Below are 14,516 nucleotides of genomic sequence, written 5' to 3'. Positions count from 1 at the left end.
AATTTTATTGTCCATTTAAAATTGACAAGCACCTATCCAAAACCGAAGGATTATTAATTATTACAATACACAACTTATTTTTTGCTCTGGTCATTGTTTGAAAAAGCATTTTATCTAAACTATAATAAAATTTTTTCCCTCTTTTTACAGTTCCCAGCTCATTCCCTTCATAACTAAGGTGATCGTCAATTACTGCTATTACTTTGTCGAATTCTTGACCAATTACACCGTGAACACTTTCTGTAAAATCTATAGCATATGAATCGTATGGATATTTATTAAAACTTGAAGGTGTGTAATTTATAGCTTTCCATCCTTTTTCCGTTTTAAAATTTAAATAAGCTTTTGTTACTTGATAACTATCAAAAAACTTTATCTCAATGCAACTTTTATCTATAGCTTTATTATTTATGCTTTTATTAAAAAGTGAACTTATGAAGGATGTTATATGGAGGTTACTTCGTATTTTTTTTGAAAGTCGAAAAGACTGAGCTTTAGTTTCTTTTTTTATTAGTTCTGGAATATTATTTTCCTCTTCACTTTTTTGCAATACCTGTTTAATATCATGAGAGAAAATACAATTATTTCCAATTGCATCGATTTTGCTAATAATATCCCTTAATTGTTTAGGATAAATCCTCTGAGTTTCATCAATTATGACTAAGTCATAGGTGCTAAAATCCGTTTCTTTGTACTGTTTAATTGAAATTATTTCCCATTGAAATGCATCGATTAAAAAAAAGTGGCCTTCATTTAAATTTCCAACATGAACAATTAAAACCCTTTTATTATTTTCCTTCAATTCTCTCGCTATGTCATAAATCAACAAAGTTTTTCCAGTTCCTGCCTCACCAGAAATGGAGAAATAGGATGCTTCTGCCATATTTATTCCTAATAAAATTGATTTTTTGAACTCTTCCTGTTGCCCAGTCAAGAAATACTTCTTTTCTAAAAAATTATTTGTTGAATTAAACGGAGAGACTAAATAATTTGAGGGATTAAAAAGTTTATCAATATTTTCAACTTCTTCAATTTTTTGCCGATGCAATAATTTTGCTAATTCTTTAATATCAAATTCTTTTAATTCGGAATTTCTTTCTAGTGTGTATAATTTTTTTTCACTCGAAACAAAACTGAAAAGTCTAATATCTTTTTTAAAAAAACTCAAATAATATTTATTTCTTAGAAGTTGTTTTAAAATAGCTTCTCCAGTATTTACAGACTTTAATTCGATGTTAATAATATTTGAATCACCAATTCTTAATAAATCAAATTCTTTACTTATTTGAGGAATTAAATATCCCAAATAAAATGAATCTAACATGGATATTTCCAATCTATGAACCAATAATTCATTGACTAAGACATCTAAATCTTGGAATTCACCTAATTTTTCTTTTATTCCGTAATGTTCAAAAAAATTAGATCGTAAAGGCTCTGACAAACTTTTATCCGCATTAAGTACTGAAAGTAAATTGACTTCTTTCATTTTTTTTATTCAATCATGGAAATATAATCCAGAACTTTAACCCCAAGACTTGTTATAATATATGGCTTATTATAATTCTTTTCAATCTGATTGTTAAAACCGACCAGTTCTTTTTGTTCCTTTTCTAATTCTCTTAATTCGATTTTTTTATTAGTTGTCATCAAACTTGACTGTAATTCAAGGATCCGATTCATTATTTCATCCAATCTTTTAGATCGAAGATAATCATCGATATCGATTGAAAAATTTCTGTTGAATGTTCTTGAAATTGCATTTTCGATAACACCTATTGATTCTAAATAATGAAGGGTAATTCTTATATCTAGTTCATTATATTGAGGTAAAAGTCCAGTAACATAGCTTTCTTCAAAAATCAAAAAGGCAAAGTTTAGATCGAATTTTTTTTTCCCTCTAATTACCTCGCCAAAATCCCCTTTAACTCCTTCAAATAATACATTAAGAACTATTAAATCAAATTTGCTCAACCTCATTAAGGTTTCTAAAACTGAATTTTTAATCAAATCTTTTGAATTTTCAACAACACAAGAGTTTGCTAAAAAATAAGATAGATACTTTCTTTTTTCTTCATGAATCTCATCCATACCATGCAAACATACTTTCATTGTTAAAGACTTAAAATCTCCTGATTTTAGATATTCCTTATCAACTCTTTCCTCTAAAGATTTAAGGCTCTTAAAGAGGGTGTAAATTATCTCTTTTACATTTCGCTCTTGTAAACTGTTTCTATATTCTGTATATCCAGTTGCAAAAGTAGCTGCTATTGGGATAGAGGCAGAGATAGATACAATTGTAGATTCTATCACTTTTAACAATTGATCTTTATTCATGAAATTTAACTTTAAGAAACCGACCCAACCTCATCAATCTCCTTCATCAACCTATCTGTTTCCTGAAGGGCTTTAATGATCTTTTGGTAGTGAAGGATATCCTCATAGGATAGCTGCCGACCTTTACGGTCTTTAAGCCACTTCTGTGCTGGCTGATATCCTCCAATGTAAAATTCCCAAGCCACCTGTGGTACATTCTCAAAATATTGGGTAGCATTTATATGTACCTGGCCATTCTTGTAATGTGGTTTTTCTACCACATTATCTCCATCCTCCGGATATCCGGTATCCAATCTTTGTAGATCGGAAGATTCCATCAGATGGAGTTTTCTGATCTGGCCTCCCAGCTCTACCAACTTCCAGAAACTTTCCTGATCCGTAGGGTAGGGGACTCTCGGAAAATCAATCTTTAAAAACTCTTTGTACTTCTCCCTATATGCAGGGCTATGCAATACTGCATAGATGTAATCCAGAAGGTCAATTGGTGCAAATGATTGTCTATACTCAGTTCGCAGTTCACCACTATCTGCATAACAAACTCCATCTCCTTCAGGTCGCTCTGCTATAAATCCCAAGCCTAATGCCTTTTCGATTTCTTTAAGGATTTTGGGGTTAAGATTGGGTTCTCTTGAAAACTTACTTTTAGTAAAAAGATCGTCAATTTCGTCATATAAAAACAACGGAGCAATGTAATCTCCTCCTTGCATTCCAGGTCTTGACCAACTTCTAAAATCAATCATGTTTTTTGAAACCATGACTGAGGCGGACTTTTCTTCGCTATTACCTAATTTATATACTAATCCAATATTTTCTTTTGTGAAGTTTTTCATTACTTCTGTTCTCGGATAGCAATGAAATCCTTTGGATTTCCCAGTGTAAAAAGTCCATCTTAAATCAAATGGCCGATAGCTAATTTGGGTTATTACCCCTTGATGAGGATAGTTTTTTTCTAAATCTTTTTTTGCAAAATTAATTTGCCAATCCCTAACGTCTTTTCCCAATTTAAATTTTGTACGAGCTATTTCATCCTCTAAACTCATAAATAGCTCTATTGTACTTTTCAACTCATTTTTTGTTGAATGAATGGTAAAATGATCTCTTGCCGTTACAATACCCACACTATTTGATTCGAAAATTTTTGAAATGGAAAATCCATTGTCGTATTGTTTTTTCGATTCAAAATCTTTATCAACAAAAAAATGCAAAGGAATATTTATTGGTATTTCTTTATAAGAAATAGATCTCAAGGAATTTTTCTTCAAAAAATCATATTTCATCTCTCGTTTACCAAATAGATCAAAATGAAATAGTTTACCTAAATCATTTAACTTTTTATTACCTGTTTTTATAAAGAGATTTATTGAGACTCCTTGCTGAATATCAAAAACATTTTGATCAATCGATCCATCAGGTGCTGTTTCTTTCTTTTTACTATTCCCATGAAGATCAATAGTATAAATCTTATCATAGGTTTTTAGCAGATTCCAACGCATTCCTCTAAATGTTGGATTGTCCAAAAATCCATGAGGATTGATAAAGGCTAGTACGCCACTTCCATTCTTTTCAATAAAATGCTGACCATAGCGTAAAAACTTTACATAATCATCATTGATCCATTTAGGGTTTCTTTCTTTAAGCTTCTCCTTTCCTCCGGGCTCTTTTTTGTAATCCTCCATAAGCTTCATTATCCATTCGCCTTTATTGGCACTCTCACCACTATAGGGAGGGTTTCCAATGATACACATCACAGGAGTATCCCGCTTAATCTGATTGGCTTCGTTGGCTTCTGCACTAAGCCAGCTGGCAAAAAGAGTTCCTGTGTCTTTATGATGTTCTTCCAAACTATTGGTCAGATATACTCGGAATCTTTGACTCTTGCTTGGTTTATATCCGCTTTCCATCAGCAAAAGGTCAAGCTTAAGATGGGCCATGGCATAAGAAGCCATGAGCAACTCAAATCCGTTAAGCCTTGGGATAAGGTGATTTTCCACATACTGGGACCATATTCCTTTTTGATTCGCAAACTTCGTCTGATGGATATGGTCTATCACCTTTGCGAGGAAAGTACCCGTGCCAGTGGCCGGATCCAGTATCTGAACCCTGTGCAATTCCTGCTCTATTTCACGCATACCGCCCTTAAACCTGTGGTCATGAGTAGGAATGGCTACCTTAATTTTTGTTTTACTGGTATCGGCCAGTCCATCAGGAAGATCAAATTCAGTCTTGAGAATATCATCTACTGCCCGCACGATAAAATCTACCACCGGTTCTGGTGTGTACCAGACTCCACGGGCCTTTCTTAGCTTTGGGTCATAGTTGGCAAGGAAAGTTTCATAAAAATGTATGATAGGATCTTCCTGTTTGGTTGACTTCCCAAAGTTTTTGAGCAGAGAAGCAACATCCGTGGCACGGAAAATATCCGCTAATGCATCCACTATCCATACAATCCTTTCATCCAAATCATATCCAGCTATATATTGGAAGAGCCTCCGTAGGAAAGGATTGGATTTTGGAATAAGTTCTGCAGCTTCTTTTCTGGAGAAGGTATCCAAGGTCTGATCATACAGCCGTGCAGCAAACATTCCATAGGCAATCGTCTGGGCATATACATCGGCAAATTCATTTGTCTTGATATCATTGATCAATATCTGCTGAAAGGCAGTGTATTGATCTTTCAATGAACTGTCCACTTCTTCAGATGCATCCGAATTCAGAGAGTTCTCTATTATCCTGGCAAGAAGCTTTGCTTTACCCGCCATCATTTCGGCAAGTTTCTTCGGACTTCTGATGGTCTGTCCGGAGAATGAACAGAAACTCCTGATCAAATCTGTAAATTCTTCAAAAAAGGCTGGAAGAGGGGATATCCCATTCGATTTTATTTCTGCTATGGCAATGGTCTTCACCAATTCGCCATTGATATAGAAATGGAAATCGAGGTAATCTGTAATGATCAGGTTCTCCAAAGATTCCCTATACCGGTCAAACTGTTCTTTCAAAACCTTAGACCTGAGATCGACTCCAATATCCTTGGCTTCTATGTATCCAATGGGAATATCTTTTTTGGTGATGACATAATCCGGAGCACCGCACTTGATCCGCTTTGGTTCGTTGGTAGCAGCTACACCAGGAACGAGGGTTTCGATCAGGTTTTGCAGGTCTCCTCTAAAAGTATGCTCTGTGGCATTGCCCAAACGGTAACGCCTATTCAGATTACCAATGTAATCGTTCAATTCCAAACTCATCTGTTAAGGTAAAAAGGTTACAATCTTTACAAAGTACTATAACTAAAATGTTAAATGTCTGCTTTGGTTTTAGACCAAATTTCACCGCTCAAAAAAGGCGTTACATTTGTTACATTTGTTACATTTTTTAAAAATAGGGTAATAAAGCCAATAAACAAGGGTTTTCCATGTCAACACATGTCAACAAAATGACAGTCTTGTCAACAAATGTTTGTTACCTGCAATCATATTGCATGTAACAATGTCAACAAATACTACAGACTTGTAACATTTTTTGATAAAAATGTTACATACCTAAATTTCAGAATATCAATAGGATAGGGGGAAATACTACAAATGTAACATTTGTAACACGTTTTTTTAATTCACGAAAAAATCACTTATTTTACATGTAATTATTACTTACTACCCCATTTTTTGACCTCATTGGAAAAATACAATTTTATGGCAAAGTACTTCCGTAGCGATTCCCAACGCAAAACCTACAAATTAGAAATGTCTATTTCGGGAAAAGCATTACTCTATTTCGTCTCTGTGACTGCACAGAATGACGGTTCATTTCTACATGCCAGGGGATGTGATGTATTCAAACACGAATCTACCGCACTCGAAATAATGGAGACCATCGCTGTCCCGGCTACGGAGGATGATTACCTGACTGCGCTCAAAGATTACTTTGCCATCGACAAGAAGGTAAGGGAAGCATTTATCAAGACGTATAATCTCTAATAAAATAGGGTCTTTATTTGTCCTACATTCTTATGATAATACAAAGTATTTTTCACGTATGATGAAAGCCTACGAAATTCCGGTATCTAAGCCTGTGAAAAAAATGCTCAAGCGGGACTATGGCTATTCCAAACACCTCAACATCACCCAGATGATTTTTTGCAGTCCCTACAAACAACGCAACCCCGATCAGATCCGCCAATACATAGAAAATACCACAGATAGTCAAGTCAGAATAACAGTCGTATGTAAATACCTCTCCATATATAAGTTGTACACTCTTTCCCGAATGATGGAAAACGAATTCAAAACAAAAATGCTGCTCTACATAGAGGCAGCTGTGGAAGGGGGGATGGAAGCAACCGAAGCCATCAGAAAGTTTATGGACAAATACGACATTTCATTTGAAGAACTGGAACCTGATACTGCTTACAAGCAATGGCAACGCTACAAGAATAAAGAGCAAATGCGCAACATATTGCCACTTTGGTAGTGTCAAGAGGTAAAAAAATACACTTTGTAAATTTCCCTCATGGAAAGAATATCCCTCATCACCTCCTTATATATAGGACTCGCTTCCCACCATCCCCAGCTGACCTTGACGGATGGCTTTCCATCTGCACAGGACCTGATTGATTTTTTCAAAGAAGCCCCACTGGTATTAGAGCGATCCGATATCAGAGAAGAATCCAACGACACTGATCAGGGTGATGTCATTTCCTTTGCTGTGAGAAGTACCATTCCCAGGGATTCAGATTACCACTCTCAGTTTGCAGGAAAAGAAGTGATGGCTTACCTCACTACCGCCAACGGAGAGCGGCACTTTTTAGGTTCGGACGATACACCGATGACCTTCCAATACACCCGTGATTCCGGTGCCGGCAATGCAGACAACCGCGAAACTATTATCTCCCTTTCCCTTCAGATTCCCCTCATTTAGGCCAAAAAACGTCCTATACCCGACCCCTATCAATCCACATCTTGTGCTAAACAAAGCGCAAGATGAGCAAGCAGACTACCGGTTTTTACGAGATTTTCAATAAGGCAGAAGACAAGTCCTCTGTCGATATCATGCTATACGGTGCGATTCCCGACTTTGATCTGGACACCTATAAGATGAAAAACCAGGCTGACAAGTTTGTCAGTGAATTCAAGAAGCTTGAAAAAGACTTCGATAGGATCAACATCTACATCAACAGCCCTGGAGGTTACCTGTACCACGCTTTCCCGATTTTCAATGTCATCGCCAACAGCAAGAAGGATGTCCATACCTACAATGACGGTCTGGCCGCTTCCGCTGGGGGCTATATCCTACTCGCAGGTAAGACTATCCACACGGCGAAGAATGCTTTTCTGATGATCCACCGCGCCAGCGGAATTGCCTTTGGTAATGCTGACAAGATGCGCGATACCGCAGATATGATGGAAAAGTACGAAGGAGTGATCATTGATCGCCTCGCCTCCATCTCCGGCCAGTCCAAAGAGGACATCCAAGACAAATATTTCGATGGCAAAGATCATTTCCTCACTGCTGAAGAAGCCAAGGAAGCAGGATTTGTAAACGAGATAGAAGACTACGAGTCTGAGGATGCGCCTCCTTCAAACATTACCAACATGGCTTTTGGGGAGGTGATGAATCTCTACAAAAAAGAACAGCACAGCGAAGAGTCACTGATCACCCGCATTACCAACCACCTCAGAAAGACTTTCACGCTGACCCCTGCCAAGCAGGAAGGGCAGGATCCGCCTGCACCCACTCCGACACCAAATCCCACCAATACAGATATGAATTTCGAAAACTCACTTTCTCTCCTTTCCAAGGAGACTGTGACCGCCGAAGATCTCGCTGCCATCAAGGCCGAGCTTCAGGCGTACCACGATGCCGGTGAAAAATTCACCGATGAGGAAGTCCAGAACAGGATTACCGAAGCCACTGCCACACTTTCCGAAGAGATCACAAACCTCTCTACCGAAAAAGCCAACGCCGAGACACTTGTCTCTTCATTGACTGAGGAAAAAGAGACGCTCTCTACCGAAAAAGGAAAGCTGGACACTGAGGTCAAAAACCTCAAGGTAACTGTCGAAGCCTATCGCAAGAGCGGCGTGAAGCCAGTCAACGCAAAATCCGATGATCCTGACAAGATCGATGGAGAAGAAGGCGCTGTCAATTTCACTTCTGAGACAGATGTGGAAATCAAAAGACAAAGAGCAGAAATGGGAATAGGCCAATAAGCCATTCCCTACATCCATTTGAAAACTAAACCAACTAACAACCACCAACATGTCACAAGTAAGAACTGACATCGAAGCGATCAAGAAGTATGTCGAGATATACGACAAAAAATTGATCCATCAGATGCTGAACGGCTTGGACGTAGCCAAGGACATCGATGTCCTTAGAAACGTTCGCTCGCCCAGGACGCTGAAAAAGATGGTAGTGGACAGAGGCGTAAGGCGTCTGAACACGAACATAAAAACAGCCAAGGGCGGTAGAAAATGGTCCGAAAGGATCTTGACTCCTCAGGGTGCGATGAAGATCATCGAGATCATCCCGGAAGAAGTAAGAGAATCCTTTATGGCTGAGATGCTGGATCCAAATGCGAAGGAAATTCCATTTGGCCAGTGGGTATGGGAACAGGAGTTTGCAAGGATCGCGCAAGAGATCAATGACAACTTCTACCTGTCTTTCAATCCGGGCACGATTGCTCCTTTCGATGGCACTGAGACCTATGCTATTGGGGACTTGGTATATTTCGACGAGATCGTGTACAGAGCTAAAGCTGAAACCCTAGCGGGTGAATCTCCAGAGACACACGGCGTCAAGTGGGAAGATGTGGATAACAAAGTGATCTGCGACGGTCCTCACCACATCATCGAATCTGAACTGGCTGCTACCAACCTTTTGGTGGCTGGATCTGGTGGTGCTTACGACCAGACGACTGCCTATGATGCATTCTTGGACATGTGGTCTGTCATTCCAGAAGTACACAAAAACAAAGGCATGGTAGCGACTGTGGGCTTTGGTGCTCAGGAAGATTTGGCCATCAATGTCAACAAGCTATTCGGTACCGGTCAGGGAATCGCGAAAAGCGATATCGAGGAAGGAAAAGAATTTATCCTCAAAGGTACAGGAGGTCGATTGACCATCAAGCCTGTGACTTGGATGAAAGATTCCAGAAGGATCATCATGACCCACAAAGGCAACATGATCCTTGGTATGAACCAGGTATCTGACGCCAACAAAGTCGGTAAAATAGTAGAGAACCTGCACGGATACGAAGCGATCGTCAAGTACATGATCGGCTTCCAGTTCAGGGACCTTGAAAACTTGTACGTAAACGACCAAGCCTAAGATGAGCAATAAAAAAACAGGAGCGGCACCAACTGCCGCTCCTTCTCCAGAAGAAATAATCGACACCCTTACCGCAGAAAATACTGCCCTTAAAGCCGAAAACGAGAAGCTTGCAAAAGAACTCGAAGAAGCCAAAAATGAGGTAGCTGATGCGAAAGAGTATGTCGAGGAATTGAAGGATCAGCTTAAGGATAGCGGTTCCAAAGAAAACAAAGGTCCGGTGATCACCATCGGTAAAGAAAAGTACAGGGTCACCAAAGGCATGCGCACCAAAGATGGGGCATTGTCTCCATCTGACATCGCAGCAGACCTGGCACTCTGCAAAAAACTGGTAGAGAAAAACTCCACCATAGTAGTCAAACTTTAATCCAACAGCCATGAACTTATACGATTTTGTAGGAGAGATTGAGCTTGAGGAATCTGCCGGTTTACAGGTAGAAGTGGCCATTGCTGCATATCACGACATTGAAACATTTCCTGACCTTCCCGACCTGAGTGCCGGCACAGCGTCCAAGGATTATGTTGATTTAGGCGCTTCTGCCTTTGTGATGAAATCAACAAAGCAATTCCACAAGTTTGAAGGATCTCTTGAAAAAAATGCTTTCTCTTCTCAACTCGTAGGAGCCAGAGGAGCGAAAAGCTTTGAAAATACGCTTACCATCATGAAGAATGCCATGAACAGCCACCTTTGCGGATGGTTGAGAGCCAACAGGAACAGACCTTTGGTAGTGGGATTCAAGCCATTGATGGGAGGACAGTTCCTGATCTTGGGTACACCGGGATTGTGGGCAGAGATAGATGAAGGCAGCATCGAAGTACCAGGCGAAGTAGCCGGGGAAAAGATGACGATGTTCACCGTAAGGTCAATATTCTACCCGCCGTTGTTTATTGATGCGCTTCCATTCACCCCTGCTGTCTAATCATGTCAGCTAAAAAGCCAAAAACCACCCCTATCCTCGACGGTGCCTACCTTGTAGTAGGCATCGTTCCGGGGCTTTGCGGCACTAAGCTGGGAATGGTGGATCTTAGCAAAATCAATGCGGCGAAGGCAGAGCAGCTGCTGGCCATCGGATTTCCTTACCTCAGGAAAGCACCCGCCAAGGCAGAGCCAGCCAAGACCACCCGCAGGAGAACTGATAAAAAAGACTCGAATGAGTAAATAATTACTGGGGCTATCACTCTTAAAATGCATTCCAATAGGGATGCTTTTTTTTGTCCTACACCTTTTTGGACTTCTTAGCCAAATTAGAGTCTCACATAATTCACATAACCTCTATCAATGAAAAAACTACTTCTATTGATGATTTTTGCGATCGGGATGATCGTGAATTTCAGCCCGGGACTGGCAGCGGATTTTGATGACCAGACGACCAGTATCGATGTATCACATGACCATCACATGAATGTGTTGGCAATTGCTGGCTTCGATGTTACCGTCAAGTCCACCGCTTACCTATCTAACACCACAGCTCACCAGTATTGCGAGGCCCTCTTTCCTGAGACTCTTATCAGAGGAATGGCGACAAATGCTGATGAACTGAACAATCTGAGACGAAGCTTAGAAAGCAACGCAAGGCTAGATAAACATTATGATCCTGGTTCGTGCGGCAACGTCTTCTTATTGTAACAGATTCACACTTCACTTATAAGTTAAGAAGCCTTTCATTATGGAAGGCTTTTTTATTTGGGGCTTCCCAAAGGTCGGGCTATCCGCTTGTAGTCCTCGTCCGCTCGCTTCGCTTACGGCCTGTGGGCTACCGCTTCTATCCCTAAGCCGAGTAGACCCGAGCCTATAATGTGCACCAAAGTTATGGGTACAGGGCAACACAAGTCCGAACTTTTTCCATAGATCATCCAAGGTATTCCGGCATAAATAGAAAGTAAATAGGAGAGGCTTTATTCCGGTCCACCTTGCTTTCAGTTGCCCCTCCCCATGTCAGTCCGGCTCACATTAGAGCTCGATGCGGGAGGGTAAAGACTGCAAAATGATTATGAAAAGGATTGACTGGAATGCCTTGAATGAACCGACAGCTACACTTTACGAAAAAGGAAGAAGCGCACTGTCTGACTCTGAACTTTTGTCGATTATCGCGCAGATAGAAGTACCACTTGCCCAAAGGATTTTTGCAGATTGTAATTACCAGATATCAGAACTGGCACGAATGGGCGCAAGCAATCTTCTGAAATACGAAGGAATGGGCATAGCAAAAGCTTCTGCAATAATATCAGCCTTAGAACTTGGTCGCAGAAGGAAAATGGAACCGCCTGTAAAAAAGGTAATAGTACATTCATCAGCATCCGTCTTTCACTATTTCAAACCCTTCTTACAAGATGAAGTAGTAGAGCATTTTTACATCCTTTTAATGAAGAGGAATAATGAAATCATGAGACATATTAAGATCAGCAGTGGGGGCACATCAGGAACGGTGGCTGATCCTAAACTGATTTTCAAACACGCCCTTGATCACCTTGCCAGCAGTATCATACTTGTGCATAACCATCCATCAGGCAATCTCAAGCCATCAGAACAGGATAGAAGGCTTACCACCAGGTTGAAGGAAGTAGGCAAGTTTCTGGAAGTGCCTGTATTGGATCATGTGATATTCACAGACATAGCCTACTTCAGTTTCGCTGATGAAGGATTGATTTAGAGACGAGGCGCAAGCCTTCTTTTTTTTTACTCAAACTCATAACAAAATGGAAAATCTAAAAATAAATATATATCCAGAAACGGCAACGGAAGTAATTACACATACCAGTTTGGCCAAATTGAAAAAGCAACCTGAATACTTCCAATCCAAATACTTCGCCAATGGAGTTTACGCCTTGGAAATGGCAAAGCGACTCATTAAAAATGAATCAATGAAGAAAATATTTCATTGTATAGATCTGGATTTACCCTGTTACATCATTCCCGTTCAGCAGGAAGAAAAGAATGGATACAATGTTATACCACTTGGATTAGCCTACTGTATCAGGCTCCGATTTGGATTCAAGATTGTAAAAAACATCTACAGGACAAAGGGATTCCCAAATACAGGAGTAAGTCTAAGGGAACGAGCTTGTAATAATATCCGGTTTGATGGCATGATTCCAGAGTCTGGAGCTCAGTACATTCTTGTAGATGATAATTATACTACCGGAAAAACAATCAAATCACTGGCTGATCATGTCACTTCTCAGGGTGGAATAGTAGCCTGCATCACTACAATATCCGCGAGTCGGTATGGAAAGCAATTCAAACCTGCTAACTATCAATTGTCAAATCTTCAAAAAATACCTAACTTCAAATATCAACTTATCAAGCTTTATGGCAGCACAGAAGAAAAACTCACAGGAGCCCAAATCCAATCCTTCATCTTCCAAAGCAACAAATACAGATAAAATCAAAAAGGTATTTGAGAAAGCTCATGATGATATTGAACATCATTTGAAATCAAACAAAGGAGAGGCTTAGTCCTCTTTTTTTGCTCGTGCATTCCCCATCATACAGCCCCAAGTCTTTCCTACTTGGGGTTTTTACTTTGATTTTTTTTCACCACCCTTCTTAGATGAGGGGTGGTTTTTCTTTTGGTCTTCCTTTCGGGCAATTTCAAACCATACTTCATTCACCGTTTACCAAGTCTTTACATCTCTTCTGCACTGGCCTGATGGCTCACGGAAAAAGGTTGATTTTCTGCTTTCCGGTAGTTTTTCATTCTTCGGTTTTGGTCCAGGTTTTTGAGAATTTTGATATATGCAAAGATGGGGGGCTCAGGCCACCTGCCAAGAGTGCGCTACGCCATTTTTCAAAAACAGGGTTTTCCGGAGGAAGCCTTCCCAGTTTTTGAAAAATGCTCTTGTCTTGGTGTCCAATCACCCCCCTGATCTCAGGCATAATCAAATTCAAAAACCTTAAACAACAAAACCATGAAAAATTTTGAGAAAAACTACATCGGAAAGGGAAAAAAAATCCAAAACCTTGACATCGTGAGAGTAACCATCAGCAAAGCCAAGCTGGAAGAATTGATTGCAAATGACTTGGTTAAATACGGCGACAATGAATACCTGGTATTTGAAGTTGCAGCCCTTAAAGAGGAAGACGATTACAAAAGAACCCACACTGCCTACATCAGCAAAAAAGTGGAAGAGGAAAAAAAACCTAGCAAGAGAAAAACTGCCAAAGCATAAGAAAGGCCCTCAGGGGCTTTTTTTTTGGTCGTGCACTTATTAAGACTTGCCAAATTTAGCTTCACCATCCACACAGGTCTGAAGTAAACAAGACATGCCTCAAGGTATTGCAGCATAAATAGGAGAGAGCAAAGGAGAGGTTTTATTCCGCTCCACCTTGCCTTTAGTGGATGATTGAAGCTGTAGGGATTGCAAATCTTAATCTCGCTGCGGGAGAATAAAAACTGCATTCCTAATCATGATCAATTATGTCATCAAAACACACACTCCGGGATTTCAACCATCAAAGCCCCATCTCTTTGCCCTCTCCAAAGGCTACAATGCAGGACGGCCCATGAAGACAGAATGTCCAAACTGCTTTCTGATCACCTGCCATACACAGGACGAAGCGGACAAGATGTTTTTCCTGCTTGATGGGCTTTGGAGGTCACAGATTTTCAGAATGCAACTGGTAGGATCTGTAATTCCTTTTCTCCACGTTCATGAATTTTCCAAAACCATCAACCGGTACTGGAAGCATATTCATGAATCTGAAAACAGAGTAGAAAGGTTGGTAACTGCTTTTGCTGCCATAGAGAAACTTCAGAATGAAATCAATGGTCTGAACAAGCTATTGGACCAGTATAAGGCGATTGCATATATCGATGTGCTGAAAACTCAAAAGGTGGAATTCTAAGGGGAGCAAT

General features: G+C 39.9%; 17 protein-coding genes. 13 read left to right on the top strand and 4 right to left on the bottom strand.

Going from position 1 to position 14,516, the window contains the following annotated elements; genetic code table 11:
* Positions 1-4 precede the first annotated feature (4 nt).
* Genes CLW00_RS01305 through CLW00_RS01295 form a run of 3 tightly spaced genes read right to left on the bottom strand, consistent with a single transcriptional unit; the run spans position 5 to position 5,579 of the window.
* The gene (locus tag CLW00_RS01305) at positions 5-1,489 is read right to left on the bottom strand and encodes a DNA/RNA helicase domain-containing protein (protein ID WP_106131837.1); all 1,485 of its coding nucleotides are present in this window, start codon (positions 1,487-1,489) and stop codon (positions 5-7) included.
* Between the two features lie 5 nt (positions 1,490-1,494).
* Entirely contained in the window at positions 1,495-2,337 is an 843-nt protein-coding gene (locus tag CLW00_RS01300; RefSeq protein WP_106131836.1) for a hypothetical protein, read from the bottom strand.
* An 11-nt stretch (positions 2,338-2,348) separates the two neighbouring features.
* A complete protein-coding gene (locus CLW00_RS01295; RefSeq protein ID WP_106131835.1) occupies positions 2,349-5,579 on the bottom strand; it encodes a type ISP restriction/modification enzyme in 3,231 nt (1,076 codons plus the stop codon).
* A gap of 444 nt (positions 5,580-6,023) precedes the next feature.
* On the opposite strand from CLW00_RS01295, the gene CLW00_RS01290 reads away from it, so the two are divergent.
* The 11 genes from CLW00_RS01290 (at position 6,024) to CLW00_RS01235 (ending at position 13,044) form a co-directional block, all read left to right on the top strand.
* Complete coding sequence (locus CLW00_RS01290; protein WP_106131834.1) at positions 6,024-6,308, top strand: hypothetical protein; 285 nt, start codon at positions 6,024-6,026, stop codon at positions 6,306-6,308.
* A gap of 58 nt (positions 6,309-6,366) precedes the next feature.
* Positions 6,367-6,801 (top strand): hypothetical protein, encoded by a 435-nt coding sequence (locus CLW00_RS01285; RefSeq protein WP_106131833.1) that lies wholly within the window; start codon positions 6,367-6,369, stop codon positions 6,799-6,801.
* A 39-nt stretch (positions 6,802-6,840) separates the two neighbouring features.
* A complete protein-coding gene (locus CLW00_RS01280; protein WP_106131832.1) occupies positions 6,841-7,248 on the top strand; it encodes a hypothetical protein in 408 nt (135 codons plus the stop codon).
* A gap of 62 nt (positions 7,249-7,310) precedes the next feature.
* Complete coding sequence (locus CLW00_RS01275) at positions 7,311-8,540, top strand: head maturation protease, ClpP-related (RefSeq protein ID WP_106131831.1); 1,230 nt, start codon at positions 7,311-7,313, stop codon at positions 8,538-8,540.
* Positions 8,541-8,589: 49 nt separating this feature from the next.
* On the top strand, positions 8,590-9,660 hold the full coding sequence (locus tag CLW00_RS01270) for a hypothetical protein (RefSeq protein WP_106131830.1): 1,071 nt from the start codon (positions 8,590-8,592) through the stop codon (positions 9,658-9,660).
* 1 nt (position 9,661) lies between these two features.
* Positions 9,662-10,027, top strand: a complete 366-nt coding sequence (locus CLW00_RS01265; RefSeq protein ID WP_106131829.1) for a hypothetical protein — start codon at positions 9,662-9,664, stop codon at positions 10,025-10,027.
* Between the two features lie 10 nt (positions 10,028-10,037).
* Positions 10,038-10,580: a hypothetical protein gene (locus CLW00_RS01260; RefSeq protein WP_106131828.1), complete on the top strand. Its 543-nt coding sequence runs from the start codon at positions 10,038-10,040 to the stop codon at positions 10,578-10,580.
* 2 nt (positions 10,581-10,582) lie between these two features.
* The gene (locus CLW00_RS01255) at positions 10,583-10,819 is read left to right on the top strand and encodes a hypothetical protein (protein ID WP_106131827.1); all 237 of its coding nucleotides are present in this window, start codon (positions 10,583-10,585) and stop codon (positions 10,817-10,819) included.
* A 120-nt stretch (positions 10,820-10,939) separates the two neighbouring features.
* Positions 10,940-11,287, top strand: coding sequence for a hypothetical protein (locus tag CLW00_RS01250; protein WP_106131826.1), 348 nt, complete (start codon positions 10,940-10,942; stop codon positions 11,285-11,287).
* A gap of 364 nt (positions 11,288-11,651) precedes the next feature.
* Positions 11,652-12,311 carry a JAB domain-containing protein gene (locus CLW00_RS01240; protein WP_245917137.1) on the top strand — a complete coding sequence of 220 codons (660 nt, stop codon included), beginning with the start codon at positions 11,652-11,654 and terminating at the stop codon, positions 12,309-12,311.
* Positions 12,312-12,357: 46 nt separating this feature from the next.
* Positions 12,358-13,044 (top strand): type I phosphoribosyltransferase, encoded by a 687-nt coding sequence (locus CLW00_RS01235; RefSeq protein WP_106131824.1) that lies wholly within the window; start codon positions 12,358-12,360, stop codon positions 13,042-13,044.
* 310 nt (positions 13,045-13,354) lie between these two features.
* On the opposite strand, the gene CLW00_RS01230 is transcribed toward CLW00_RS01235, so the two are convergent.
* Positions 13,355-13,537: a hypothetical protein gene (locus tag CLW00_RS01230; protein ID WP_106131823.1), complete on the bottom strand. Its 183-nt coding sequence runs from the start codon at positions 13,535-13,537 to the stop codon at positions 13,355-13,357.
* A 32-nt stretch (positions 13,538-13,569) separates the two neighbouring features.
* Here CLW00_RS01230 and CLW00_RS01225 point away from each other — a divergent pair, with 32 nt between their 5' ends.
* Together CLW00_RS01225 and CLW00_RS01220 are read left to right on the top strand one after the other, a co-directional pair.
* Positions 13,570-13,830, top strand: a complete 261-nt coding sequence (locus tag CLW00_RS01225; protein WP_106131822.1) for a hypothetical protein — start codon at positions 13,570-13,572, stop codon at positions 13,828-13,830.
* Between the two features lie 238 nt (positions 13,831-14,068).
* A complete protein-coding gene (locus CLW00_RS01220) occupies positions 14,069-14,506 on the top strand; it encodes a DUF6943 family protein (protein ID WP_106131821.1) in 438 nt (145 codons plus the stop codon).
* Positions 14,507-14,516 lie beyond the last annotated feature (10 nt).

It is taken from the genome of Mongoliibacter ruber, from assembly GCF_003003005.1.
GTDB classification, from domain to species: domain Bacteria; phylum Bacteroidota; class Bacteroidia; order Cytophagales; family Cyclobacteriaceae; genus Mongoliibacter; species Mongoliibacter ruber.
The sequence above is the reverse complement of the archived record's forward strand: the minus strand, read 5'-3'. Positions and strand labels throughout refer to the sequence as shown.

Bases quoted from the DNA above. Each gene is read 5' to 3' on its own strand.
- CLW00_RS01255 (WP_106131827.1), top strand. From the start codon at position 10,583: ATGTCAGCTAAAAAGCCAAAAACCACCCCTATCCTCGACGGTGCCTAC.
- CLW00_RS01260 (WP_106131828.1), top strand. From the start codon at position 10,038: ATGAACTTATACGATTTTGTAGGAGAGATTGAGCTTGAGGAATCTGCC.
- CLW00_RS01230 (WP_106131823.1), bottom strand. From the start codon at position 13,537: ATGCCTGAGATCAGGGGGGTGATTGGACACCAAGACAAGAGCATTTTT.
- CLW00_RS01270 (WP_106131830.1), top strand. From the start codon at position 8,590: ATGTCACAAGTAAGAACTGACATCGAAGCGATCAAGAAGTATGTCGAG.
- CLW00_RS01295 (WP_106131835.1), bottom strand. From the start codon at position 5,579: ATGAGTTTGGAATTGAACGATTACATTGGTAATCTGAATAGGCGTTAC.
- CLW00_RS01290 (WP_106131834.1), top strand. From the start codon at position 6,024: ATGGCAAAGTACTTCCGTAGCGATTCCCAACGCAAAACCTACAAATTA.
- CLW00_RS01285 (WP_106131833.1), top strand. From the start codon at position 6,367: ATGATGAAAGCCTACGAAATTCCGGTATCTAAGCCTGTGAAAAAAATG.
- CLW00_RS01250 (WP_106131826.1), top strand. From the start codon at position 10,940: ATGAAAAAACTACTTCTATTGATGATTTTTGCGATCGGGATGATCGTG.
- CLW00_RS01220 (WP_106131821.1), top strand. From the start codon at position 14,069: ATGATCAATTATGTCATCAAAACACACACTCCGGGATTTCAACCATCA.
- CLW00_RS01275 (WP_106131831.1), top strand. From the start codon at position 7,311: ATGAGCAAGCAGACTACCGGTTTTTACGAGATTTTCAATAAGGCAGAA.
- CLW00_RS01300 (WP_106131836.1), bottom strand. From the start codon at position 2,337: ATGAATAAAGATCAATTGTTAAAAGTGATAGAATCTACAATTGTATCT.
- CLW00_RS01240 (WP_245917137.1), top strand. From the start codon at position 11,652: ATGAAAAGGATTGACTGGAATGCCTTGAATGAACCGACAGCTACACTT.
- CLW00_RS01265 (WP_106131829.1), top strand. From the start codon at position 9,662: ATGAGCAATAAAAAAACAGGAGCGGCACCAACTGCCGCTCCTTCTCCA.
- CLW00_RS01280 (WP_106131832.1), top strand. From the start codon at position 6,841: ATGGAAAGAATATCCCTCATCACCTCCTTATATATAGGACTCGCTTCC.
- CLW00_RS01225 (WP_106131822.1), top strand. From the start codon at position 13,570: ATGAAAAATTTTGAGAAAAACTACATCGGAAAGGGAAAAAAAATCCAA.
- CLW00_RS01235 (WP_106131824.1), top strand. From the start codon at position 12,358: ATGGAAAATCTAAAAATAAATATATATCCAGAAACGGCAACGGAAGTA.
- CLW00_RS01305 (WP_106131837.1), bottom strand. From the start codon at position 1,489: ATGAAAGAAGTCAATTTACTTTCAGTACTTAATGCGGATAAAAGTTTG.